The 24,134-nt window shown below is 39.5% G+C and carries 31 protein-coding genes and 1 pseudogene; 19 read left to right on the top strand and 13 right to left on the bottom strand.

Annotated elements, in window-relative coordinates; translation table 11 throughout:
- Positions 1-18 precede the first annotated feature (18 nt).
- Positions 19-507: a phage regulatory CII family protein gene (locus AC13CK_RS08790; protein ID WP_191730667.1), complete on the bottom strand. Its 489-nt coding sequence runs from the start codon at positions 505-507 to the stop codon at positions 19-21.
- Positions 508-565: 58 nt separating this feature from the next.
- The gene (locus tag AC13CK_RS08785; RefSeq protein ID WP_425878115.1) at positions 566-769 is read right to left on the bottom strand and encodes a helix-turn-helix domain-containing protein; all 204 of its coding nucleotides are present in this window, start codon (positions 767-769) and stop codon (positions 566-568) included.
- 131 nt (positions 770-900) lie between these two features.
- Here AC13CK_RS08785 and AC13CK_RS08780 point away from each other — a divergent pair, with 131 nt between their 5' ends.
- The 4 genes from AC13CK_RS08780 to AC13CK_RS08765 all read left to right on the top strand — a co-directional run bounded on the left by AC13CK_RS08780 (position 901) and on the right by AC13CK_RS08765 (position 2,791).
- Positions 901-1,656 (top strand): S24 family peptidase, encoded by a 756-nt coding sequence (locus tag AC13CK_RS08780; RefSeq protein ID WP_425878113.1) that lies wholly within the window; start codon positions 901-903, stop codon positions 1,654-1,656.
- A gap of 80 nt (positions 1,657-1,736) precedes the next feature.
- On the top strand, positions 1,737-2,039 hold the full coding sequence (locus AC13CK_RS08775) for a hypothetical protein (protein ID WP_005171438.1): 303 nt from the start codon (positions 1,737-1,739) through the stop codon (positions 2,037-2,039).
- A gap of 151 nt (positions 2,040-2,190) precedes the next feature.
- Positions 2,191-2,481, top strand: coding sequence for a hypothetical protein (locus AC13CK_RS08770; RefSeq protein ID WP_332858625.1), 291 nt, complete (start codon positions 2,191-2,193; stop codon positions 2,479-2,481).
- Between the two features lie 94 nt (positions 2,482-2,575).
- Complete coding sequence (locus AC13CK_RS08765; protein ID WP_482831097.1) at positions 2,576-2,791, top strand: KTSC domain-containing protein; 216 nt, start codon at positions 2,576-2,578, stop codon at positions 2,789-2,791.
- A gap of 69 nt (positions 2,792-2,860) precedes the next feature.
- Here the strand turns inward: AC13CK_RS08765 and AC13CK_RS08760 are convergent, their stop codons facing one another.
- Genes AC13CK_RS08760 through AC13CK_RS08750 form a run of 3 tightly spaced genes read right to left on the bottom strand, consistent with a single transcriptional unit; the run spans position 2,861 to position 5,685 of the window.
- Positions 2,861-3,913: an RES family NAD+ phosphorylase gene (locus tag AC13CK_RS08760; RefSeq protein WP_333833499.1), complete on the bottom strand. Its 1,053-nt coding sequence runs from the start codon at positions 3,911-3,913 to the stop codon at positions 2,861-2,863.
- A 7-nt stretch (positions 3,914-3,920) separates the two neighbouring features.
- Positions 3,921-4,841, bottom strand: a complete 921-nt coding sequence (locus tag AC13CK_RS08755; protein WP_312602987.1) for a sce7725 family protein — start codon at positions 4,839-4,841, stop codon at positions 3,921-3,923.
- A complete protein-coding gene (locus AC13CK_RS08750) occupies positions 4,810-5,685 on the bottom strand; it encodes a sce7726 family protein (protein ID WP_312602988.1) in 876 nt (291 codons plus the stop codon). Before AC13CK_RS08750 ends, AC13CK_RS08755 begins: the two co-directional genes overlap by 32 nt.
- Positions 5,686-5,821: 136 nt before the next feature.
- Here AC13CK_RS08750 and AC13CK_RS08745 point away from each other — a divergent pair, with 136 nt between their 5' ends.
- The 12 genes from AC13CK_RS08745 (at position 5,822) to AC13CK_RS08690 (ending at position 12,740) form a co-directional block, all read left to right on the top strand.
- The gene (locus AC13CK_RS08745; protein WP_482831096.1) at positions 5,822-6,157 is read left to right on the top strand and encodes a hypothetical protein; all 336 of its coding nucleotides are present in this window, start codon (positions 5,822-5,824) and stop codon (positions 6,155-6,157) included.
- Positions 6,158-6,362: 205 nt separating this feature from the next.
- Complete coding sequence (locus AC13CK_RS08740; RefSeq protein ID WP_482831095.1) at positions 6,363-6,716, top strand: hypothetical protein; 354 nt, start codon at positions 6,363-6,365, stop codon at positions 6,714-6,716.
- A gap of 224 nt (positions 6,717-6,940) precedes the next feature.
- The gene (locus tag AC13CK_RS08735; protein WP_425878100.1) at positions 6,941-7,888 is read left to right on the top strand and encodes a GGDEF domain-containing protein; all 948 of its coding nucleotides are present in this window, start codon (positions 6,941-6,943) and stop codon (positions 7,886-7,888) included.
- 47 nt (positions 7,889-7,935) lie between these two features.
- Positions 7,936-8,109, top strand: a complete 174-nt coding sequence (locus AC13CK_RS08730; protein ID WP_174894566.1) for a hypothetical protein — start codon at positions 7,936-7,938, stop codon at positions 8,107-8,109.
- Between the two features lie 399 nt (positions 8,110-8,508).
- Positions 8,509-8,943, top strand: coding sequence for a hypothetical protein (locus AC13CK_RS08725; RefSeq protein ID WP_482831094.1), 435 nt, complete (start codon positions 8,509-8,511; stop codon positions 8,941-8,943).
- Complete coding sequence (locus AC13CK_RS08720; RefSeq protein ID WP_364481939.1) at positions 8,940-9,476, top strand: hypothetical protein; 537 nt, start codon at positions 8,940-8,942, stop codon at positions 9,474-9,476. Before AC13CK_RS08725 ends, AC13CK_RS08720 begins: the two co-directional genes overlap by 4 nt.
- A gap of 1 nt (position 9,477) precedes the next feature.
- The gene (locus AC13CK_RS08715) at positions 9,478-10,638 is read left to right on the top strand and encodes an ATP-binding protein (protein WP_425878095.1); all 1,161 of its coding nucleotides are present in this window, start codon (positions 9,478-9,480) and stop codon (positions 10,636-10,638) included.
- Positions 10,635-11,762, top strand: coding sequence for a hypothetical protein (locus AC13CK_RS08710; protein ID WP_425878093.1), 1,128 nt, complete (start codon positions 10,635-10,637; stop codon positions 11,760-11,762). Before AC13CK_RS08715 ends, AC13CK_RS08710 begins: the two co-directional genes overlap by 4 nt.
- 130 nt (positions 11,763-11,892) lie before the next feature.
- A complete protein-coding gene (locus AC13CK_RS08705; RefSeq protein WP_086044593.1) occupies positions 11,893-12,135 on the top strand; it encodes a hypothetical protein in 243 nt (80 codons plus the stop codon).
- Complete coding sequence (locus AC13CK_RS08700; protein WP_425878091.1) at positions 12,135-12,299, top strand: hypothetical protein; 165 nt, start codon at positions 12,135-12,137, stop codon at positions 12,297-12,299. The genes AC13CK_RS08705 and AC13CK_RS08700 overlap by 1 nt, the downstream gene beginning before the upstream one ends.
- Entirely contained in the window at positions 12,292-12,456 is a 165-nt protein-coding gene (locus AC13CK_RS08695) for a hypothetical protein (protein ID WP_425878089.1), read from the top strand. The genes AC13CK_RS08700 and AC13CK_RS08695 overlap by 8 nt, the downstream gene beginning before the upstream one ends.
- A complete protein-coding gene (locus tag AC13CK_RS08690; RefSeq protein WP_074382946.1) occupies positions 12,456-12,740 on the top strand; it encodes a pyocin activator PrtN family protein in 285 nt (94 codons plus the stop codon). The genes AC13CK_RS08695 and AC13CK_RS08690 overlap by 1 nt, the downstream gene beginning before the upstream one ends.
- Before the next feature lie 113 nt (positions 12,741-12,853).
- Here AC13CK_RS08690 and AC13CK_RS08685 read toward each other — a convergent pair.
- Positions 12,854-12,919 (bottom strand): annotated as a pseudogene (locus AC13CK_RS08685) (hypothetical protein); the annotation flags it as partial.
- An 80-nt stretch (positions 12,920-12,999) separates the two neighbouring features.
- On the opposite strand from AC13CK_RS08685, the gene AC13CK_RS08680 reads away from it, so the two are divergent.
- Positions 13,000-14,208 carry a DUF1615 family protein gene (locus AC13CK_RS08680; RefSeq protein WP_004646653.1) on the top strand — a complete coding sequence of 403 codons (1,209 nt, stop codon included), beginning with the start codon at positions 13,000-13,002 and terminating at the stop codon, positions 14,206-14,208.
- Positions 14,175-14,828 carry an HAD-IB family hydrolase gene (locus AC13CK_RS08675; protein ID WP_004729896.1) on the top strand — a complete coding sequence of 218 codons (654 nt, stop codon included), beginning with the start codon at positions 14,175-14,177 and terminating at the stop codon, positions 14,826-14,828. The genes AC13CK_RS08680 and AC13CK_RS08675 overlap by 34 nt, the downstream gene beginning before the upstream one ends.
- Before the next feature lie 193 nt (positions 14,829-15,021).
- Here AC13CK_RS08675 and AC13CK_RS08670 read toward each other — a convergent pair whose 3' ends face one another.
- Together AC13CK_RS08670 and AC13CK_RS08665 are read right to left on the bottom strand one after the other, a co-directional pair.
- Positions 15,022-16,116, bottom strand: coding sequence for a fatty acid desaturase family protein (locus AC13CK_RS08670; protein ID WP_425878087.1), 1,095 nt, complete (start codon positions 16,114-16,116; stop codon positions 15,022-15,024).
- Between the two features lie 14 nt (positions 16,117-16,130).
- Positions 16,131-17,195 carry a flavin reductase family protein gene (locus tag AC13CK_RS08665; RefSeq protein ID WP_191113006.1) on the bottom strand — a complete coding sequence of 355 codons (1,065 nt, stop codon included), beginning with the start codon at positions 17,193-17,195 and terminating at the stop codon, positions 16,131-16,133.
- 152 nt (positions 17,196-17,347) lie between these two features.
- Between AC13CK_RS08665 and fabR the strand changes: the two genes are divergently transcribed.
- Positions 17,348-18,028 carry an HTH-type transcriptional repressor FabR gene (gene fabR / locus AC13CK_RS08660; protein WP_004729898.1) on the top strand — a complete coding sequence of 227 codons (681 nt, stop codon included), beginning with the start codon at positions 17,348-17,350 and terminating at the stop codon, positions 18,026-18,028.
- Positions 18,029-18,090: 62 nt separating this feature from the next.
- Here the strand turns inward: fabR and AC13CK_RS08655 are convergent, their stop codons facing one another.
- The 5 genes from AC13CK_RS08655 to AC13CK_RS08635 all read right to left on the bottom strand — a co-directional run bounded on the left by AC13CK_RS08655 (position 18,091) and on the right by AC13CK_RS08635 (position 23,906).
- Complete coding sequence (locus tag AC13CK_RS08655; RefSeq protein ID WP_425878084.1) at positions 18,091-18,891, bottom strand: alpha/beta fold hydrolase; 801 nt, start codon at positions 18,889-18,891, stop codon at positions 18,091-18,093.
- A 136-nt stretch (positions 18,892-19,027) separates the two neighbouring features.
- Positions 19,028-19,294, bottom strand: a complete 267-nt coding sequence (locus AC13CK_RS08650) for a PAAR domain-containing protein (RefSeq protein ID WP_004646645.1) — start codon at positions 19,292-19,294, stop codon at positions 19,028-19,030.
- Positions 19,295-19,439: 145 nt separating this feature from the next.
- Entirely contained in the window at positions 19,440-22,277 is a 2,838-nt protein-coding gene (gene rapA / locus AC13CK_RS08645; protein WP_034438179.1) for an RNA polymerase-associated protein RapA, read from the bottom strand.
- Positions 22,278-22,420: 143 nt separating this feature from the next.
- Positions 22,421-23,065, bottom strand: a complete 645-nt coding sequence (locus AC13CK_RS08640; RefSeq protein ID WP_247144212.1) for an RluA family pseudouridine synthase — start codon at positions 23,063-23,065, stop codon at positions 22,421-22,423.
- Positions 23,066-23,198: 133 nt separating this feature from the next.
- Positions 23,199-23,906 (bottom strand): phosphopantetheine-binding protein, encoded by a 708-nt coding sequence (locus AC13CK_RS08635; RefSeq protein ID WP_253158957.1) that lies wholly within the window; start codon positions 23,904-23,906, stop codon positions 23,199-23,201.
- Positions 23,907-24,134 lie beyond the last annotated feature (228 nt).

Raw genomic sequence — 24,134 nt, 5'->3', positions numbered from 1 at the left:
TAAGCCTGAGTTCTAACCTCAGGCTTTTTCTTTATGTGGATTAGCGGTATAACGCTTCATTTGTTTAAGCGCTGCTTGATCTGCTGCTGTAGCAAACTCGATAATCCGCTGAAAAATGTTGTGAATTTCTTCATATTCTTGCGGTGTGATTACGCCATCTTCATAGGCTTCATATACCTTCTGATTCGCCTGCCCATTGCAGATATTTCCCTGCATCATTGCTTCAATTACTGATAGCTCATGGTGTTTACTACCGTCACAACCAGTAGGAATTAGAGCCAATCCTAATTGATGTGCCCATGCACGCAGAACTACTGGATTGCCAGTAAAAGAAAGCATCATTTCGAACTTCTTCAGGCTTGGCAGGTAGTCCATATTTGGATTTGCATAGTTCAAAACGGTTTTATGTGAGTCGCCCAAAACATCGGCAATCTGCTTTGGATCAATACCTGGTGTTTGGTGAACCATCTTGTACATTGCGCTTTGCGCTTCTTTACTGAATTCCATGTGTGAATCCCTTTGTTTATTCACATTTATTTCAAATGCTTATCTGGTAATAATGGGTTTAAGCAGATGCCAGTATTTGGTTTTGTTGAGTTCTTTCACTTACTAAACGATCCAGAGCGGCACCCTTGCTGTAAGACACATCAAACTGCTCGTCATTTTCGATTTTTGATACAGAGCTTTGAGCTATACCTGTACGGTTGCTAATTTCAGACTGACTAAGACCTTGACTGCGTAGAAATAAGATCTTTTCTTTAAGGTTCATGCTTCTCTACCTCTAATTCACTTTAATTTTATTCTTATTCACTTATGAATAGTTGTCAATGCATAAGTGAATTATTTCGGTTTAATTATTCTTTTTTGAATAAAATGTAAATATATTACGAGGACTTTCAGATGTACCCATTCTTAAAAAAGAATATTGAGTACCTGTTTGAGAAACACAAAACTAATCCAAACAGGCTCTCCAAAGAGATCCAGATTCCACAGGCTACTTTATTTAGAGTTGCGAGCGGTCTTACAAAAGAACCCAGAAGAGAGGTTCTTGATGCTATTTCTACTTGGGCAGGTATATCTGTTGCTGTACTTACAGATGCTAATTTGGAGCTAATAGAGCAGAAGCCAGAAGTTCAGGTTGAGGCTTCTGAAAAAAAAGGAGATATTTATATTTCTCCAATCGAATTTAGAAGTACTGAAGAAAAAAAATTTAATGTGAAAATACCGGTGTACAGGGATGTAAAAGCTTCTTGTGGAAGCGGGATAGAAAATTTTTTAGAAGACCCAAGTGAATATTTAAATATTGACCCATCACTTCTTAGGATTTTGGGTATACAAGCAAAGCCTGAAAACCTAAGAGTTATTTATTCTGATGAATACAGTATGTGGCCAACTGTAGCACCAGACAGCCCTCTTTTTATTGATGTGGCTGATAAAGATCCAGGCATGCTTAAGAGTGGATCGGTGTATGTTTTTAAGCATAACTACGAGCTAAGAATGAAAAGGATTTTTATAAGCTATGCAGGCGGCACAACAGTAAGGCTTGCAAGTGATAATCCTGACAAGATTCGCTATCCAGATGAATTTATTACTAATGAGCAGCTTAATGAAATTGATTTTATTGGTCGCCTGGAATCTGCTTTAGTTAAACCTTAAAAAAATAAAAGCCGCTATATGCGGCTTAGGTTTTATCAAGATGTTGAATATAGTAGCCCCAAAAAAAGAAGGAAACCACAATGATCGCAACACTTAATAAATCCAAAACTGCGCTAACAATTAATCGTCAAGAGTTTAAGTTGGCATTAGGTAAAATCGGTGAAGGGATTGATAAGCAAATAGCTTCGCTTAAGAAGGCCAAGCAAAGCTATGACGCTGCTGAAATAGCACGTGAGGTCATTAGTGAAGCAAATATCTTTGAAGCTATTATTGAAGGCTTTAACGAAGCAGAAGAGACGAATTTAAAGCTGACTGACATAACCAATCTTGAAGTGGCACAAGGATGGATAGATGAGTTTTTAGAGAAGTATTCTGCGCTATAAATCCCCCAATCAATTTTTGTTGGCTGAAGAAGGAAAATTGGCCAAAAGATGGTTGATAAGAAAGAATTAACAAAAGCCAATATATTCAGCTTTGTCTAAATTGATAGAATCGCCGTTTTCTACAGAAAACTTAAGATTAATAAGGATTGAAGTGAATACGCAATATGGCTTACCCGAACTAAGTAAATACAGTGAACTAAGTAGTGATGAACAAGCGGCAATCCATCAAATGCTTATCTCTTACGTACGTTCAGATCAACTTTACAATATTATTCTGACCCATAATGTTGAGCCTTATGATTTAGTGAAGATTGTAAGTATTAGTTTTGAGAATAGAGATGCTGCTATCTGGATTCATTTCGAAACTATTACTGCTGAGAGATTGACTATGCCTCTCGATTTTATTTCAAGCATAGAAGTCTGTAATTACGAAGGATTTTAAACACTGTGAACCTGAGGCGGCCTGAGTTGATTTTCGGTTGACTCAGGGCGCTTAAAGATTAAGTACTAGTGACTAGGGATAGCTAATAAACATAATGCAAAAAATTGAAATAAATTCATCTAAGATCGGTCATGTGTTTTACCAGCACCACTTGTTGACTGTAGTACTTCAGACGGGCGAAAGATTTCTATATCGTCTACTCGAATCCAATACTTTTGCTAAATTTATGGATTCGACTGATAAAGACAAGTTTTATAAAACAGAAATTGAAGCAAATAAAAAGTTTAAGCGTATTCAGCTTTTTATTTAGTTAAAATGAATTGCTGTATACAAAATACCATTTTGAATAAGTTATTGAGCTTAATAATATGTAAATGATTTAGTCTAAACTGTAGTTATGATCAATACTTGAAATCCTAAAATATTTCATTGAGTCATCTTCAACTAAATTTTGATCAAATAAAACTATATTCTTACCATTACCAAAAGAACTATTGAAAACTAGACCATGAAAACCACATACTGTTTTAAAAAATTCACAAATAAATTGAGTTGGTATGTAATCTAAATGTGTTCTATTAGGCAGAACAGGTTTGGAAAGCTCTTTGGCAAATATCTCTAATAGGTTTATATGAATCAAACTATTTTCTAAACTTTCACTTTCTTGTAAAAGAAAGGAGGCTTTTTTTCTTGGATTAGTTAAATCTAAAATACTTAAAGTAGTTTTTAAATTAAAAGTAGCTACACTAACTAAGCTACCATTACTTGGGCGAACTTCTGCAATACATGTTTTTTCATTTTCGGCCAAGTATAAATAAGAAATACCTATAGGATTTGCTCGACCAGCAGTCACAGTAATAGAAGGAGGTGCCCTCATTTGATCAATTAATAATTTGCTTTCATGAACGCGTGCTCTGTAAAAACATCTTTCTGTGGAATAAAATTTAGTTAATGAATCTACTAATAATATAAAAGCATTTGTTTGACCTCTATCCTCTTCTTTAGTATTGGTGAAAATATCTTTATATAATTTAGTCTGGGGGAAAAATCTATTTTTAGTAGTAATCTCCTGACAAAATTCAATCCAACTATCTTTTATTAAGTCTAAATCTGGTACAAAGTACCTTCTATCAAGGATATCGAGATTCTCATCGAGAATACTCGTAAGCAAACTCATCTTATCAATTACTTTATCCTCAAAAAAACAGAAATCTTCATTAAGTACATCAAACAAAGGTTTTCCAGCACTATCCTCTTTCAAACCATAAGCAAATTTTTCTACAAATTGAAAAATAAGTTTAGGGTTAATAGCCTGTACATTTTCTGTTTCGCAATAAGAACAAGTCAATTTAAAATTGCCATTTTCTGAAATAAATTGAGCTATATTCTTTTCAGTAAAACATTGCTGACAACAAAATCTTTCTATTTTCATTATCAGCTCAATTATTTAAATTATTGATTAAATAATTATTAATAGTTTCAATATGATGCATTATTGAAATTTTCTTTACTTGACCTAAACCAGGAAAGTGTTTGGCATCATATATTTTCTGAAAATCAATACTAGCTGATGTGTCTAGGAACTCAATCTTCTGATCATTTTTTTCTACAATAAATTTCTCTAATGCTTCTATAAACTTTTTACCAGGATTGGCTGGAGTATCATTGTCAGTATCAGAAGAATAATGACGAACAAATGCTTCATCAAATTTTTTAGAGTTGATATAAGTAACATGGATAGTAACTACGTAGGCCGGTCCGCCTGACTCATTATATTCTTCACTTAAAATTGTATAGTCACCAAAACCATTAACATTTCTGAATTCATTATAATATGTATGTAATGATGAGAATGGAGATTCTACTGGGTAATCGGCATTTCTTTTTTGCTTTTTAAAAAAATCATCATATAAAACTACATTATTTAATTTTTTTATTAGATTAGGTGCTGTTGTAGAACTTATGAATGTTAAAGCAGCCTTAGTTGAGGCATCTATAATACTATTGCTTAAACCATCAATTAGAAATAAAGCATATTCTTCAAATTGATCTATTAACGAACGAATATCTTCAACACTATCTTTTACCGCGAATACTGGTAAATAGCGCAATTCAATTTCTTTCTTGAACTCCTCTATTATGTGAAAGCCACACCCTTCTAAATCCCCAACAGTCGGATTAAAAAAAATTAATGGAACAATTTCTTTATCATTTAATTCTTTAATTGTTCTAAAAAGGGGGGCTAAAGAACTACGAACAGGTTCAATAACAGGACAAAACTTTTTATCAACAGGAAGATTTGCTAACTCTCTTAACGCTAACAACTCATTAAGCTTTCCTCGTAATATTGGATAGTACATTAAGTTTTTCCTCAGTAGCAAAATAGTCTATTAATGAGCGTATTTGAAGTTTATTAAATTTATAACTAATAATAGCATTAACTAAAGAATTAGGCATATGAGTTATAAAATGTTCATTGTTTTTTCGTGATTTCTTTAACGTTTCAATAAATAAACTATTTAACTTTTTTTCATCATTATTTAAGTATAGCTTTTCCAAGCATAAATCAAATAGCTGGGTATTCGGAGCTTCTAAGACCTCACCAGTTAAGTTTTGAATCAACTCCACATACTCATTCTTACGAAGAGCTTGCAATAACAGCTTTTTGTTTTTAATTTCATTGTGGTGAGCTTTTCTTATTTCTTGAAAAGTCATTTTTTCTGATAAAAAAATTACACCTATCGATGCTTTTGTTTTTTCTAAAACAGACTTTACATGTTTTTGGCTACAAACAACATAGACATCGTCAAAAACCTGAGTATAAGCATCCAACTGGTCATCTAACCGAGCCAAAGAATCGTAATCTGTTTTAATTTCATAGCATGTTGATTTGCCATTCAGGATCACGCAATCAGCTTTATTGGTTCCCACTCTAAACTCAGACAACATAGTAGCTGTGTTCAAAGAGTGGCGCCCTAACAGAATTTTATTAGCTATTAAGTTCTTATAGATATACTCATTAGGGTATTGTCTAAGAAGAATTTGATATGTTTTTTCATATAACTCTTTCAAGGAAAGCTTAGTATCGTCTTCTGGAAAGAATTTATTTACCATTTTAAAAACATAAGACAAATCACCCTTAGCAATGTCCGTTAGAACACCACTATTGAAGATCTTAGATAAAGCCTTATATTCTAAATCCATAACAGAAGCTCAGAAAAATTTCAACACCATTTTACAGTATTGATCATACTTAATTAAAAGTTTAAAAGTAATCTTGACAGGTTTACTTTTTTTTAATTTATATATCCTTTGTATAATAAAACAACAAAACAGACCTATGAAAACAATAATTTCGACCACCCTACTCTTGTCTTTAGCCTTCACTGGTTGTGAGAAGCAACTTAATGAAGATATAGATCCAATCACAACCACAACAGCTCTTGAGAACTCAGATAATATTCTTAGCAAATACCTAGAAAAGTTAGATTCAGAGTTCACCACTCAAGATGTGCGGGTAAAGATCTTATGCAGAGACTACCCGCGTGAGTATGAAAAAAACTATATGCCTAACTTGTTGAAGCTATCACCCGGTGAATACTCTGAAGTTGCACTTCTGGCTGATATGGATTTGGTTTTGGATCACTACAAAGAGAAAGATGCTATTCAGTGCTAAAGCTTTCTTACTTCTGAAATATTAAATCTTTATATTAGACTTAAGACCTCTCATGACCAGGTCTGTAATAACTAAGTAAAGCATCACTAACCCGCTATCCGCGGGTTTTCTTTATGTAAGGTAAGTGTAACCTTGTCTTTAAATGTTACATTATAACAATTAATATAAAGATACCTATGATTCATAAATAGAAAGGTAAGTCTCAATGAAATATCTGTTAGGCGCAGCATTGTTAGGATTGGCGATTACTGGCTGTACTTCAAATCCAAAAAACGAAGTAGAGCAAGAAAAAGTTGTGAGCAATACTCCAGCTGAAGCTCAGGTAATTAATTTTACTGGTCCAATGGATCTTACAGTTGAATTGAAATCTTCAGATAATTTTGAAACTGCAGAAATGACAGATAATTCTGGCAAGGTTTATCACCTTAAACGAGCTATTTCAGGAAGTGGTATGCGTTTGGCCAATGATGACGGCGTTTCAATTCACTTCAAAGCTGGTGAAGGTATTGTAGAGTTTATGAAAGACAAACCTATCAGTATTACTGAATACAAAAAATAAGATTATTGTTGCAGGATAACCCACCCCAGTGGTGGGTTATCTTTTTATTATATGAAGTAATATTCCTATTTATTAGCCGATGGAATTTCTAAAAATTTTAAGTAAAGTGAGTTAAATTTTTGAATAATTAGTGAGCTAATCAGTTTAAAATTATAATATATGACGCTGTAGTCTAAAAATTGTTTTTTTCACATCTCTCTTAGTACAAACATCGGACTAACTTAATGAATAATATTAACTTTAAGAATTTCAAAGAGGCTGGCCAAGCCATTTTAAAATTCTTATCTCAACGATTTGGATTTAAGTTATGGATGATTACCCGTACCGAAGGTGATGACTGGATCGTGTTACTAAGTGAAGATAATGGCTATAACGTTAAGCCAGGACAAGTATTTCGATGGGCAGATTCTTTCTGCTCACACATGGTACAAAATAATGCGCCCCGCATTGCCCCCTATTCACCTGATATTCAAGTTTACGTAGACGCACCTATAAATCACTTAGTCCCAATTAAAGCCTATATCGGCCAACCTCTGTATAAAGAAGATGGGTCCCTTTTTGGCACTCTCTGTGCAATCGATCCTGAACCTCAATCTAAAAATCTGGTCGAGGAAGCTCCATTATTTGAGCTGCTAGCACAAGTGCTTAGCTATAATATTCAAGCTGAATTAAAAGCCGCTGAGTACATACGTAAAGCTGAACGGTTTGAAATGGAGGCATTGTCCGATCCCATGACTGGCCTTTTTAACCGTCGTGCTTGGGACCAGTTAATTGTATTAGAAGAAAAGCGCTGCAAGCGATATGGTCACCCTGTTGCTATTCTTATGATTGATCTTAATGACCTCAAAATCACCAATGATACTTTGGGGCATGCTGCAGGTGATGAACTCATTCAAAAAATGGCTTTAACCCTCAAAAACACTGTACGCAATAATGATATTGTCGCTCGTCTAGGTGGTGATGAGTTTGCTGTACTCAGTATTGAAACCAGCCGAGAAAATGCGGATAAACTTGCAACCAGAATTCAAACTGCTATTGCAAAAGCTGGCATTAGTGCTGCAATTGGTTTTGCAATGCGAAATCCAGCATACGGTCTATCAGCAGCTATAATAGAGGCAGATGAAAAAATGTATCAGGATAAAGCCCTAAGCAAATCACCTGAGACTAATTAATAAAAAACGCGAACCCGACGCGGCTCTTGGATCGGGTGGAGAAAAATATGCCTTCAATTGAAGAAAAACGCTTAGCTATTGAGATGGCTGATAAAATCATACAAACACGATTGTCCCATCAATTAACTCAAAATATGAAGGATAATATTCGATCCGGTGAAGTTGAGTACTGGAAAGAAATTTATACTGAATGCTTGAAGATAATTGGTTCAGATAACTAATTTTGACTTTCGGTAAGTCTTGAAACCATCGCCTCTTGATCAGTAATAGTGAGCTGCTTATTATCGAATACATAAGCTTCAGCTATATTTATGTACTCCTGTATCAGTACATGATCATGTGTACCTAAAGACACATATGTTTGATATAGATTCGCCCGAAACTCTTCTCTAGTCATTATTATAATCTCCAAACAACCCATCCCTGTGATGGGTTTTCTTTTGTCTATTAAAACATGAAATAAAAATAAAATAAGAAAATATTATTCACTTTTTAATTATTCACTATTGACTATAACTATTCACTAATGAATAATCTATTCATCGAAACAACAAAAAGCCTCAGCGTAGCTCGAACTACCTGAGGCATGACCCACAACCTAACCTGTGAGTGAAATTATTATGAACACAAAACTAACTCCACACAATAGCTTCAAGGTAACTCTGTTTACTGCTGCCTTAACTGTAAGCGCCTTGGCGTTTGCTCATCTTGCTGACTTTGGTACTGACCAGGTGGCACCAGCTCAAAATATTCAATCTGAATATGGAATCGTCTCTTTAAAGATGCTCGACGATGTACACGGTGAAGCTGTCGTAAATCTGGATGGTTTTCGTTTGGAAATCACTTCATTTGAAGTTGAAGCACACCCGGATGATTACGGTGTACCAGGTTCTGAGTTCACGAATGTTGAAGTAATAGAACTGGGTGAAATCAATATATTTGATGCCAATGGCAATCCGTATAAAGACTTCACTGACTACCAGGATCACCGTGAAATCAATTCAATGATCGCTGGTCACATCATGAAACATCGTCTGGTGGAGGTGCAGTCATGATTTTAAATTCTGCTGATCAAATTTTTGAAGCACTTTTAAATGGCCAGCTAGTCTACTGGTGTGAATGTGGCTCTGATGACTGGTCTCCTCTTGATGATCGAACTCAAATTAATTTTGTGGACCTTTACACCGGTTTCCTGCAATTCAAAGCAGATGAGCTACCTGTAATACCAATGCCGATTGAGTTCAACTCAACTCATCGCTACTTCTCTGAGTACATCAAGACCTTTGAAGGACTTGAAATATATCGAGTGGGTAAAACGCGTGTGAGCTATTTCGCTCTACGCATCAAAAGCGCCGGAACCATTGCTGACTATTTCTGTAATACGCAGATCTACTCCATTCAACCCAATGGCTCATTGAAGAAGATGGATAAATCTCTTACTCCGCAATGGGTTCTGGATGGATTGGAAAATGCGCGTGTTGCTATGCGCAAGAACAAGCGTCATCAAGCTTTAGAAAGTACGGGCTTCTTTGCATCTGAAGACTATAAAAACTTTAAACGTAATAACCGTTCTGCAGGAGTACGTTGAGATGGCTATTCAAGTATTTACACCGGAAAACACCCTGCTTGTAGAAAGCATTAAGTGCTACCTGTATACCGATCCTGGTATGGGTAAAAGTACCATTGCACATACTGCAGAAAAGCCTTTAATTTTTGACTTTGATAAAGGTCAGCATCGTGTATCTGCTGAGCTGCGTCGTGGCGCAATTGTTCGTATTGATAGCTGGCTTGACCTTGAAAATCTTAAAGATGACTTCTATGCACCCTATAAAACTATCGTTTCAGATACTGTAGGTGCAATGCTGGATGCAATTAAAGATCATCTTTCCAAGAATAGTGACAACCTGCAACGTGATAAATCACTGACATTAAAGGCGCAGGGTCTAGCTGGAAACCTATTTATGAAAATGGTTCGTAAGTGGGAAAACCTAGGTAAAGATATTGTTTTTATTGCTCATGCTGTAGAGCAGGAAGCTGGTAAGAATAAGATCAAAATTGTGCGTCCAGATCTGGCTGGCAAAAATAGTGCGATGCTTTATCGCATGTCAGACATTATGGGCTATTTACACGCTTCTACCGATGAGAATGGGGATGATCTCCGTACGATCTATTTCAACCCATCTGAGTCACACCATGGCAAAAACTCAGGTCGCTTAGGTCGAATACATACAAATGGAAATGGTGTAGAAGTTTGCTCTGGCCAAGTTACTGTTCCAGATTTGGCTCATTCCCCTACTTTCCTTGCAGATCTGCTTAAACAAGCCAAGGACCACATCAACACTCTTACCCCAGTACAAGCCGAAGAGTTAAAGAACATCACTGACCTTAATCACTGTAAACAAGTCTGTGAAGAAGCCAGTCATGCCGGTGATCTAAATCAGCTTACTGAGTCACTTATGCCTGAGCATAAGTATGTAAAAGAGATGTGGTATGCAATTCAGATCCGCGCCAAAGAAATGCAATGTACCTACGATAAAGAGAAAAAGCGCTGGTTCAATCCACCTCAATTCAAAGGTATTTCTGATGAGCAGCTGGCCGATCTACAGGACTTTATCGATACCTGTGGTCTTGATGCGAAAACAGTATGTGAACATTTAGGGCTTGATGCTCTCAACCAGATAGAGGCTTCCAAATTTGAAGCTGTAAAAAATGACATAGAACAATTAGCGAAGGGAGCAATGACACCATGAAAACTTTAAATGGAAAAGAAGCTTTTGAAGCAATGATGGCTGGCCGAAATATCATGTGTCGTGCAGCTGGTGAGTTAATGGATTTTGATGACCTGTCTCAATTCCCGGCTACGATTTTCGCTATGCCAGGCTATGAGTTCTGCATCAAGGTTGAAACAATGGAGCTGGCTGGTATTACGTTTACAAAGCCTTTAACGCTTGATGACGTGGTGGAAGATCAGGAAATCTTCTTGGTTTACCCTAGCCACATTGCACACACTCAATTCACTTCATTGTCTGGAAAGTATGTTGAATGTGTACGTTATGGTTTCGCCCAGGCAGATCAGGAAAATGCTGAATTGCAACTTCAGGCAATTGGTAAACTTCTTGGGCGAGATATTCCTTACCCTTTGACGCTAGAAAGTCATTACAAGCCTGAAAAGAAGCGTCGCAGCCGAAAAGCCAAGGAAGATACCGACCAGGTAAATACTCCAGCTGGTCCAGGTAATACCTTACCAAATATTGGGGAGCATCATGAGCCAGAGGTAGTTCAGCCTGTTGAGGTTGTACCAGAAGCATCTTCTGTTCCCACTGAAGTTTCATTAGAGAAAGCTGAAGAAGATGCGATTGAGACTGATCCCGTAAAGCTTGTTGAGAAGTTCACAGCACAAATTGACCAGTTTACCAATGCTGAGGACGTTCTTTCATTCCGTCACGTATTTCTGGCCAATGGACACTTAGATCAAAAAGATCAACAGCACTTGTGCAAACTGACTGAAGACAAACTTCTTGAGCTGGATCCTGAACAATACACGCCTAAGGCTGAACCTGAACCAATCGCAGAAGAAGTCATTGAAGTCGCGCAACCAAGTTTGATTGATCAAATTGAAAATGCCGCACGCAAACAAGCATCAGTAGAAAGTGCTGAGCATGGTAGTGCCTCTATCGATCTGTTCTACAAAAAGAAGAAGCAGGTTTTGATCAATCGAATCTATGACATGGATTCAGTTGAAACTTTAGAACGATTAGCACCAGCGATACCTGCAGCTAAATTACTTCCAGCTGATCATCAGGAGCTACTTAGCCTGTATGCACAGCGCAAAGATGCCTTGATCCAAGCTGCTGAAACTGGGGAGGCTTCATGAGTTATTCCTACTCTTCTATGACCCGAGTGCTGCTTGTGCAGTACAAGGGTCGGGTTAGAACTTACCGCAACATCAACCTATTCGGTATTGATGATTGCCTTCGAAATTTTGCGAACACCTGGGGGTACAGATGATCTTCAGAATTAAAAAGAAGCATGAAGTTGGTTTCAAGCTGTGGCTAGAAAAATTGGGTTATACCAAAAATGAACTTGCGGATGGCAGCTCGACATTTAGCGGCAAAGGCACACGCAAGACACTGAGTTACGTGCTCTTAAAGAAAGATTTAACAGGTAATGCGGCATGTCAGGTGCTATTCGATGAATATGAAGAACACCTGGATAACCCTGATTATTTAGATGTGAAGGTGGCGTGATGAAAAGTACTAATCAAGTAGTTGAACCAACTCCATTTGATGATGCGCAATGGCTCTGGTGCGCTGACTGGTGCAAGAAAAAAGGTTTAAGCCCATACGATGCAGTGAATTGGGCGAATGCAAAAGCAGAATATTTGAAGGCTCAAGGAGGAAACAGTGACTGATATTCAAAAACCATGTGAGCACTGTGAAGACAGCGATATCGATCAGCAAGTAAATGTTATGGATCAATTTATTGAAAGCGGTGAATTTGATAAAACTCTAAATGATTTTTTCAGGTTACCGGAATCAGTAAAACAAAGTTTGAAGGAGATTTCATAATGGGAGCAGCTATGAAAATTGATGATCCGGTTGATATCAGTTTTATGTTACTCATGAAGTATCGTAAACCTGTAATCAAACTTGAAGAGCTCTTGCCTGATTACTTGCCTCATCTTACAATTGAGCAGGCAAATAAGCGCGCAAATAAATGCACTCTTCCATTTCCAGCATTCAAATCTGATGGACGTAACTCACCTTTTTATGTTCATCTAAGTGATGTAGCATTCTGGCTTGAAGCAATACAAAAAGAGTCTAAGAAAGACTGGGTAGCAATGAACCATTGATTGCTAAATTATTGATTAATTGCCGCATGGTTGCACCTATTTTGCACCTTGCACCATGTGGCTATTCAGTAAGATACTAATAAATAATAATTTTTATAATGTATATGTGATTAATCTATCCCACCTGCCATGGGAGCGACAATCAAATTGTTTGACAGTTGATATGGACCAATATACATATAAATTCATCACTTTTTTGATGGGCATAGTATACTGCATCTGCCTTATTCGCTCATCTTTTCAATTAATTTACGACACCATGAATAAAACTTTCGCTTCTTGTTTTTCTTTTAAGTCATTGTCTGTACTTGTACTTTCTCTGGGTCTTGCCGGTTGTGGCAATGGTTCATGGTGGTCAAAAGATGATGAACCGACACTTGAAGTTGAACATATTCGCAAAGCTATTCCAAACCGTGTCAACCAACGTGAGTCTTGGGCACAAGATATTTATGACATTACCGAACAGCTCGGCATTCCTCAGACCAAGGAAAATGTTTGTACGATTGTGGCAGTGGTTGATCAGGAATCTAACTTTGTTGCAGATCCTACTGTTCCGGGTTTGGGTGAAAAGGCGGTTAAGGAAGTTCAAGGCCGTCTGGATGAAAAATTCAAAGATAAGCTTGGTCAAGCAATTGGTGGCACAGTTGCAGGATATTTCCAGGAAGTTCTCAAGAACCATCCGAGTCCTGAAGACAACTACTTAAGCCAGATGCGCCGGGTCAAAACGGAACGTGAACTCGACGAATTATATCGTGAAATATTTGACTATATGTCGAAGCACTATCATGTTAGTGCCCTGACTGGTGCTGCCAAACTGGTCGGCCAGAATATTGGCGAGAAAATGAATCCAATTACCACTTTGGGTTCAATGCAGGTACATATCAGCTATGCGAAAGAACATAAACGCCAAGGCGGCAATATCGCGGAGTTGCGTACCGATCTCTACAGTCAATATGGCGGTCTGTATTATGGGATTCATCGCCTGATGATGTATCCGGCAGATTATGACAAGCCGATTTACCGTTTTGCGGACTATAATTCCGGTATGTATTCCAGTCGAAATGCTGCTTTCCAGAGCATGTTGAATGATTTAACTGAGGCCGAACTCGATCTGGATGGCGATTTATTACTCTACACCAAAGATGGCGCGATCCGTTCGCAGAAGAGTCAATCTGAGCGTGAGTTAATCAGTGTTTTTGCCAAAAATAATTTTATTATTACTGAACGTCAAATCCGAGCTGATTTAAAGAAAGAAAAAGACAAAGACTTTGAAGATACGATGACTTATCGTGGTGTCAGCAAGCTCTATCAGGAAAAAACCGGTAAAGACCCTATTTATGCGATCATGCCTGAAGTGGTTATTTCCGGACCAAAATTAAGTCGTGATTATAATACCAACTGGTTTGCTACCCGCGTCGATGGTCGATATCAAACATGCATGCGCAAAATCAAAAATCTAAAACTCTAGCCTTATTTGATTTTGATGGAACCCTGTATCTACATGATAGCTTTACCGGGTTCATTTTCCATGCCTTAAGAAAACGGCATATTGTGAAACGCGGCATGCAAATTTTGCCATGGATACAGGCCTATTATTTAAATTTCTATCCGGCACACCGCATGCGACCCAAATTGTATGCCAGCATGTTTAAAAACAGTGATGCAGAGGAAATTCTGCAATTAGCTCAGGATTATGCACAACAACTAATATTCAAGTTGAATCCGAAATTATTAGAACAACTTAAACAGCATCAACAATTAGGACATGAAGTCGTGCTGGTATCAGCCTCATTGGATTTGTATCTTAAACCGGTGTGCAGTTATTTAAATATCGATTTAATCTGTAGCGAAGTTGAAATCAAAGCTGGGAAATTGACAGGGTTTTATCAAACTCCTGACTGTAGTAACACACAAAAGAAAATTAGAATTCTAGAAAAATATAATCTGGATAATTATGCTGAAATTTATGCTTATGGGAATAGCAAGGAAGATATAGAAATGCTCAGTCTGGCGCAGCAAAGCTATTTTGAGGGTCAAGATCAACAGCTTCCAAAAATTAATATTTCAGCTCATTCGATGCCATATTAGTCCTTTCCATTCTATCGGGTTAACCTACTAAACACCTTTAGACAACGCTATAAATGGCAGATTAACTTTTTTACTTTATGCCTTGAAATCATCTTAAATAGCTTCGTAATCAGGATTTTTACTTCCTGAAGTATTCGCCTCCTAGCTAAAAAAACCACTTCATTTGAAGTGGTTTTTTTAGCTTTAAGAAAAATTATTTCTTAAACGGAAATGCATATTTCACAATACGTTTGATCACACTACCGTATTGTTTTACCAAGCTGGCATTGTTATAGTTCAAACCATATTTTTCACAAACAGCCTGAACTTTCGGTGCCATTTGACGATAGCGACGTGCAGGTACATCAGGATACAAATGATGTTCAATCTGATGACTTAAATGACCCGTCAAGATATGAAACGCTTCAGAACCAGTCAGGTTGGATGAACCACGGATCTGACGCATATACCAGTGACCACGACTTTCATTTTGCAGCACCGATTTCGGGAATACTTCCACATCTTTGGTAAAGTGACCACAGAAAATAATACTAAAGGTCCAGATATTACGCAGACCATTGGCCACCATATTGCCAGTCAAAACCGGTAAAGCCGCAGGACCTGCGATGAGTGGAAAGAATACATAATCTTTAAACAGCTGTTTACCGATTTTGCTCTGCATTGGACGCCATTCTTCTTTGGTCTGCTCTTTGCTTTTGCGACCTTTGAAGTATTTACCCAATTCAAGATTCTGAATCGCAACGCCCCACTGGAACAATAAACAGAATGGCACTGCATAAATCGGTTGCAATAAATAACCCGGTTTCCAGCGCTGTTCCGGGAACAAGCGTAATAGACCATAACCGATATCATCATCCATACCCTTAATATTGGTATAAGTATGATGCTTAAAGTTATGGGTTTGACGCCAGTTGTCTGAAGTCCCTACAATATCCCATTCATAAGTCTGACCATTGAGTTTAGGATCATTCATCCAGTCATATTGACCATGCATGACATTATGACCCAGTTCCATATTTTCCATAATTTTGGCAAAGCCTAACAGGCCTGTACCCAATAACCATGCTGGCGGGAACCATCCTGCAAATAACAAGGCACGACCGGCAATCGATGAATAACGAATCGTTGAATAGACACGACGGATATATTTAGCGTCTTTTTCACCCAGGTCATCTAGCATTTCTTGCTTAATCGCATCGAGTTCACGTGCAAGTTCATCAAGTTCAAACTGGGTTAATTCACGGTTTTTAGGATTTTTAAAATACTGTAATTTTACTGGCATATTCATAGGATAAAACTCGCTTATAAGTCGATGACAAGGTCAGTCTGCGCTGAGTTAATACAAATTTTGAGCAGGTTACCGGGTTCGGTATTTTGCGCACCGTTGACCAAATTCTTGGTCGAACCTTCTACTTTATTGCAGGCACATTTATTACAAATGCCCATACGGCAACCATGGGTCGGTTTAATATTTTGCTGTTCCAGACTCACCAGAATGGACTGGCCTTTTGGAATGCTGACAATTTTTTTCGACTGGGTCAGGGTGACATTAATAAAGCCGGTATCCGATTGATCCGCCAAGCTCATGCTAAATGCTTCACCTTTAAACTGTTTTGCCTGAGCAAAAAGCTGTTCTGCTTTAGATACAAAACCTGAAGGGCCACAGCAATATACGATGCTATTTTCCAGATTTTGCAGATCGGTCAGATAGGTTTCATCAAGACGTGCAGCAGCTGGCTGTTCTTGAGTGGCATACACATGAAATGAGAAATTTGCATGTTTTTGAGCAAGTTCTTCAAACCGTGCTTTAAATGCGGCATCCTGATCTTTTTTAACCCAGTACCAGAGAGTAACCGGTGCAGATAGTTCACCTTTTTTGCTCAAGCTTTCCAGCATACTGAGCATTGGGGTAATACCACTCCCTGCTGCAAGCAAGATCAATGGACTCGTCTGCACAGGCAAGGTCATATCACCATAAGGCTGACCAAATTCGATCACATCACCTACTTGTGCCTGTTCTGCCAACCAGGTACTGACTTTACCGGCATTGACTTTTTTCACGGTCAATAAAACATGTTGCGCATCTACACGGGTCAAACTATAGCTACGTTCATAACGGATGCCGTTTACCACCACATAGACCGGATGATGCTGCCCTGCTTCACCAAACTTAAATAAGCGATTCACTTGAATTTTCAGACTCAGCATATCCTGTGCTGCATTTTCTATATGCACGATCTTGCCTAATGGCTGATTCAACGACCATACAGGATTGAGTTTCTGAATCCAGAAATTAATTGCATGCTGATCAACTACACTATCAGACAGTGCATTCAATGGCATTTTAAGTTTTTGCAGTACATGCATCGTTTGTGACATCACCTTGGGTTTTTAATTATTATACACATGTATATATATTTGTATATACAACCGTATTGTTTCTAATCATTTCACAAGCTTGACTGGCTCGGTTATAATAAAATGATTCATGCATGAACCTATCGATGAACGAGCCTTCAATGAAAATAAGCAGTGACGCATCTTTATTACAATCGAAAAGCATTGATGAGCCGATTATCGTACGGAGTGTCGGTCGCAAGGCCACCATTACCAAGGAAGAACTGTTTCAGGCTGCGTTGAATCTGATTGGGCCACAAAAAAGTATTTCCTCTTTAAGTCTACGTGAAGTCGCGCGTGAAGCTGGTATTGCACCGAACAGCTTCTATCGTCATTTTAAAGATATTGATGAACTGGCCATTGAGCTGATTGATCGTGCCGGAATTGTATTGCGTCAGATTTTGCATGAAGCACGTCTGCAAGCTTCTCGCCAGAACAGCATCATCCGCAGTTCTGTAGAAGTCTTTATTGCCCAACTGGATGCCGATGAAGGCAATCTGAGCCTGTTATTACGTGAAGGCTATACTGGCTCCAAGTCTTATAAACAGGCGGTAGAACGCCAGTTAAATTATTTTCAGCAAGAACTTCAGGATGATTTGATTCGTCTAGAACGCCTAAACAACAAGAAGTTATTTCATCCGGATATTGCCGCCAAAGCCATTACCCAACTGGTCTTCAACATGGGCGCCAATGTGATTGATATGCCTGCCGAAGACCGTAAAGAAATTGCCGAACAGACCATGATCATGATTCGGATGATTCTGGAAGGTGCGCGTCATCTGGAAGATTCCCAGCTGCGCTAATTTTCCGATTTGCATGAAGTAATATAAAAAGAGACGTAATCAACGTCTCTTTTTTATGATGATTACAAAAGTACAAGTTGAGCTTTAACCGCCTTTGCACTGGCCTCCGGATACTCAAGCGGGAACATATGCCCGCCCTCAACCACAGAATAATTAATCCGATAAATCTTGTGCATCCCTTGTGGCAAACCCTGCTGATAAAACTGGCTTTGCTCTGCAGTCATCAGATGCATCGGCACTTCAGGCGGTCGGCGTGGTGTTCTCCACCACCAGGCTGGCACAGTCCGGAAGATTTCCGCTTCTATCTGTTTTGGAATAGTTAACGTCACCCCACCACGTTCAGGTTCTGGCTGAATGCCGCTCTCGATATAATCAGCAAAACACTGCTCATCGAAATTTTTAAATAAGCGGTTAAACCGGAGTGCTTCAATTGCGACCTGTTTCGATGGCCAATAATCTTTGCGTTTTAGCGTAATTCCTGCGGGTGTATAACGATCGACACTTTTTAGATTCAGCTTTTTGATCAGTTCAAACATGGCGCTGTTTTTTCCAATCACAAACGGTGGATCCATAATGATCAGCTTGGAAAACAGTTCGGGACGTCGATACGCCGCCATAAGGGTCACCAGACCACCAAAGGAATGCCCTAAACCAATCACCTGTTGCTGAGGAAACTGCTGCTCGATATCTGCAATGACTTCATCGACCAGATAGCGCCAGTCTCGCGTAATTGGATATTGTGGGTTCATGCCGATAAATGGAATCGCTTTGACCTCATAATCTTGCTGAAAACAATGCAAAAACTTTTGATAAGTTGCCGAAGGGATACCATTGGCATGAGTAAAATGTAGGGCTTGCTTCACTATTTTTTAAACGCAGTGCGTATTCATCCTGAAATCGTAAGATGAGCTTACCGCTTTAAAGATTTATTCGGCAGCGCAAAAATGCTCAAAGCATGACCTCAAAGTCATTTCTCTGTATTCCTTCAGAATTTAAAGTCTATTTCTGCGATACAGTCAAATGTTGCATCGGTAGAAAAGTCGCGCCGCAACTGGCCTTATCCCCCGCGATGACCACTGCCCGTCCTTTGACAGTAATAGACAAATTGCTGGAAATTGCGGTGACCATAGTCTGACATTTGGGACAATAATGCTTCATACCATTTAAATGCACGGCAATACCATTGATCAAAAAAGAGAGTTCGCATTCAGTCACCATGCCGCCATGACTGGTCTTTGTGCCAAGGGTAATCAGTGCTTTTGACATACTTTGTCATTCTTATTATTCAGTAGCCTAATTTTAAACAGGAGGAAAATAACAGACCAGCATTCTCCGACCAAAAAAATAATAAACCCGGATTTTGCCCATAAAAAAAGCAGCCCGAAAGCTGCATTTTTTAATGATTTAAAGCTTAAGGCTTGACCACGACCATCACCTGAATTGCTTCCGGTGTTACCGATAGACCATCCAGCAGGCTTAAACCTTCTTTCTGCAACTTTTGTAAACGTGCAATTTCATCTTCACGGATACTTGGATTGAACTGTTTCAGATAGGTCAGGCGATCAATTTCATATTGCCATTTATTGCCATACACTTCTTTGGCTTGCTGCTTGAAGCCAGGCAATGCACTGCGTGCCAGTTCAAGCGCTTGCTGATAACGTGCTTCAATCACATCACGACGTGCTTTCACCACCTGACGGCAACTATTGCCATCTAAATGATGCAAGTACGGTTTCAGGATTTCTGGTGCAATCTTTTGTGATAGATCCTGACCTTTTTCACTGAGCAAGACACGAATCAACTGTTGCGGCAAGCTAGACGGCAAGTTCAATGCTTTCGGAGCCACCACATCGACCTTGAACCATACTTCAAGTAATACCGAACCCTGTGGCAGTGCTGCAGATTTTAGTACCGCAACGTTAGTGCTACCAAAGCCTTGCGTATTGATCATTTCCATCACACTTTCAGTGAATGGATGTTCCAGTGTCAGGTATTGCGCATCTTCACGGATTTGTGCCTGATCACGATAGAAAGTCGCTGTAATCCCTTCTTCATCCAACGTCAAACCTTGAACCTGCATTTGATCGGTTGGCTTGATGATCACTGTACCGTTACTTTGCTCGTCAAAGTCGATATTCGTAGACGCCATAAAGCGCTTCATGAAAATCGGCAAAGTGGTATTGTCATCATAGTCTTCAAGCGCGTTGACAATTTCCTGTGCCACCACCGGACGGCAAGAGTTGTACTCAAGCAAACGGTCTCGACCTTCCTGCAATTCAGCTTCCAGCGCTTCACGTTGCACGCTAACTTCTTCCAGCAGGTCTTCAAACTCTTGACCTTTGTCTGCCAATAGACAGTCTTTCAAGCGAACAATAAAGTTTTCTTGCAAGGTTTGTGCAGTTGGAGAAATATTGCTGAAGATATTCAGCGCTTCGTTATACCAGCGGAACATACGTTCTTGTGCAGTTCCCACCAGATAAGGCACATGAATCTGAATACGGTTTTCCTGACCGATACGATCCAAACGACCAATACGCTGTTCCAACACGTCCGGGTTCGCAGGTAAATCGAACAGAATCAGGTCAGAGGCAAACTGGAAGTTACGACCTTCAGAACCGATTTCCGAACAAAGCAGAATCTGTGCGCCATACGAATCTTCAGCAAAATATGCTGCAGCCTGGTCACGTTCTAATAAGCTCATGCCTTCATGGAACATTGCGGTACGAATACCGGCATGCAAACGCAGTACATTTTCCAGCGCTTCAACCACTGGCCCGCTACGCGCAATCAGTAAGACTTTCTTGTGTTTTAAATCGGTACGCAAACGCTCCATCAGCCACATCACGCGTGGATCGGCTTCCATCCACGAGCCGTCTAGCTGAGCTTCTTCAGGCCACATTTGCTCACGTAATTTGCCGTCTTTAGACCAGTGTTCTGGTGCCGGTAATGGTGCGGGCTGACAGTCACGTCCCGGGAAGCCCTGAATTGCTTCACGCGTATTGCGGAACAGAATACGGCCTGTACCATGACGGTCTAAAAGTTCGTGAATCGCACGGAAACGCTGTTCAGGATGATCTTCAATCGGATGTCCTAACAAGGCTTCAATCGCAGTGAAATGCTCAGCTTCTAGCGGCAGATCTGACATCAGCACTTCTGCAATTTTAGCCGTATGCTGATATTGCGCTTCTTCATCGAGGAAACGATCCAGCGAGTTAAAACGTTGCGGATCAAGCAAACGTAGGCGTGCAAAGTGACTTTCCACACCGAGCTGTTCAGGTGTCGCCGTCAATAACAACACGCCCGGCGTATGTTCAGCCAGTTCTTCGACCAGATCATAACGGTCATTACCGCCATCTTCTTCACTCCACATCAAATGATGTGCTTCATCGACCACCAGCAAGTCGAAACCGGCTTCTAGTGCCTGTTCACGCAAATCTTCATGGTCGACCATCAAATCGACAGAGGCAATAATTTTTTGTTCGGTCAAGAACGGGTTTTGTTCAGGATCATGTTCTTTGATCGATGCAGTACGGGTCAAGTCAAACAGCGAGAACTCAAGATTGAAACGACGGCGCATCTCAATCATCCACTGATATTGCAGCGAATCCGGTACTAAAATCAGAATACGTTCAGAACGGCCGGTTTTCAGCTGTTGATGGATAATCAGACCAGCTTCGATGGTTTTGCCCAGACCTACTTCATCCGCCAGTAACACACGCGGTGCAAAACGCTGACCGACTTCATGAGCAATATACAATTGATGTGGAATCAGGCCTACACGTGAACCCACTAGACCACGCAGTGGACTGCTTTGCATGTTGGCCTGCATTAGCAACGCTTCAATACGCAGGTCATACCATTCTTTATAATCAACCTGACTGGCCAATAAACGGTCTAAAGGCTTAGACAATTGGATGGTTGCACCAATACGGGTTTCATTCAGCGATTTACGTTCTTCAGTTCCATCTTCCAAGGTACGAACGACGTGATAACGTACCACGCCATTGCGGTCTTCAACGGATTCTACAATCCACTTGGTCCCTTCCTGATCCTGTAATTCATCTTTCACATTAAATACGATACGAGATAAGGGTGCATTGCTGCGTGCATAGACGCGGGTTTCATCGCTTTTCGGGAATAAAATGCTGACCGACCGCTCATCAACATCAATAAGAACGCCTAAACCGAGTTCTGTTTCAGTATCTGATAACCAACGTTGACCAATAGCAAATTGCTGCAATTTTTCCACCTTTATCTTAAGTACAAGATTATGAATATTAGGCTCAATCACGAAACGTCATTGGAGCAAAATTCCACACCTTCAAGCAATGTATTTTGACATAAAGCCCACTAAAAAGTGAGCATAATTCACGCCGATTAAAGAAGTATTTCCTAGAACGGCGCCGGACAATAAAATTCGACTAACTGCTCTGTTTGAGGATGATAAAAACTCAAACGTTCCGCGTGTAAACATAAACGCGAGCTGAGCTGTTGCTGTTCGGATGTCGCATATAAGGTATCGCCAATAATCGGATGTCCGAGATATTGCATATGCACCCGTAGCTGATGTGAACGGCCGGTAATTGGGATCAGTTTCACCCGGGTCACAGGCTGTCCCTGAATATTAAAATGTTCAATCGCCTGCCAATGCGTGATGGCCGGCTTATGATGTGTGGGATCTGCGATATGTAAAGGCGGACGGCTTGGATCATACACCACTGGCACTTCAATAGTGCCTTCACCTTCGAGTGTACCTGCAACCACAGCCTGATAGGTTTTATCAGTCTGGCGTTCCTGAAACTGGCGGGAAATGGTTTTTTGTCCCCATTTGCTCAGACCAAAGGCCAAAATACCGGATGTATCGCGATCCAGTCGATGAATCAGTAAAGTTTTGGGTTCTAATTTGACCAGACGGTTGATCAGGCAATCTTGTAAGTCTTCTGTTTTACCGGGAACTGTGAGTAAACCTGCAGGTTTGTGGATGACCATGAAATCGTCATCACGATGTATCAGATGTTCGGTTAGAAAATTACTCAAAGTTCAATCCCAGGCTGATCGTGAAAAACAAGGCGGCAATGATAGAAAGCTTAGCCAATAATTACAATGCGCATTTATGTAAATGACGATGAAATTTCCGATTTAGCGCATAAAATTGCTCAATCGCAGTGCATCAACCTGAGGATTTTAAAATGAAGCTTGCCAATTCGTGCAAAGACGGATGTTTTAGCACATCTTCATAACGGATATTGGCACCATGTGCACGCCATATACTGACTAGACTCACCACCGCTACCGAATCCAGACCATAATTTTTTAAGTCGACATAGGGATTAATTTCCAAAGCATCCATATCCAGCTGTTCTGCGACAGCCAACATAATGCCTTTGGCCGACAATACATATTCGGAAGATGCGCTTAAATCCCATAAGCGGGTCAGGCTATAGGTATTTAAGTGATGTATCCCCTGTGCCGAAATATTTTCAATCCACTGAATATGCTGATCTTGATTTGATAATAAAATTGCATCATCGACCACACCGATTTGATCCGTCACACTCATCAGATGCGGCAAAATCTGTTTCAGCATCGGTGTAACCTGCCCGGCAAAAATCAGCTGCGGATGCGTTGAGGCATATTCTCCCAATTGCTGCATGCCTTGCATCAAATCATCACCGTACAAATCAACAATCGGAATATCCAGCGCTTTGGCTTTATTGGTTAGTTGAATCAAATTCACCATGAGTCCACTCTCTTGTATGCCCTGTTGCATACGCAAGTTTTGCAATCCAACTAAAACCAAAACAGATTGTGTTGAGGACAGCTGCCATTTAGCTTGGGATGGAGCAAGTTGGATTTTTTTGGGCATAGAGTACAGCATGGGAGGCTCTTATAAATACAAAATAGCATGATGATTCATGCTATTTTAGTTTAGCATTATTTGAAAAACACTTTGATTTCACAGATGATTATTGTTCTAATTTCGTATAATCGCCATTATATTAAATATGCCTAGAGTTGATTAACGCGACTATCCTAAAAATAGGGTGATTTAGCCAAATAAGGACTAAATGCTAAAACTAAAATAAGCAAAAGAGGAGTATCTGAG

Source organism: Acinetobacter sp. L-24 (assembly GCF_056857555.1).
The sequence above is the reverse complement of the archived record's forward strand: the minus strand, read 5'-3'. Positions and strand labels throughout refer to the sequence as shown.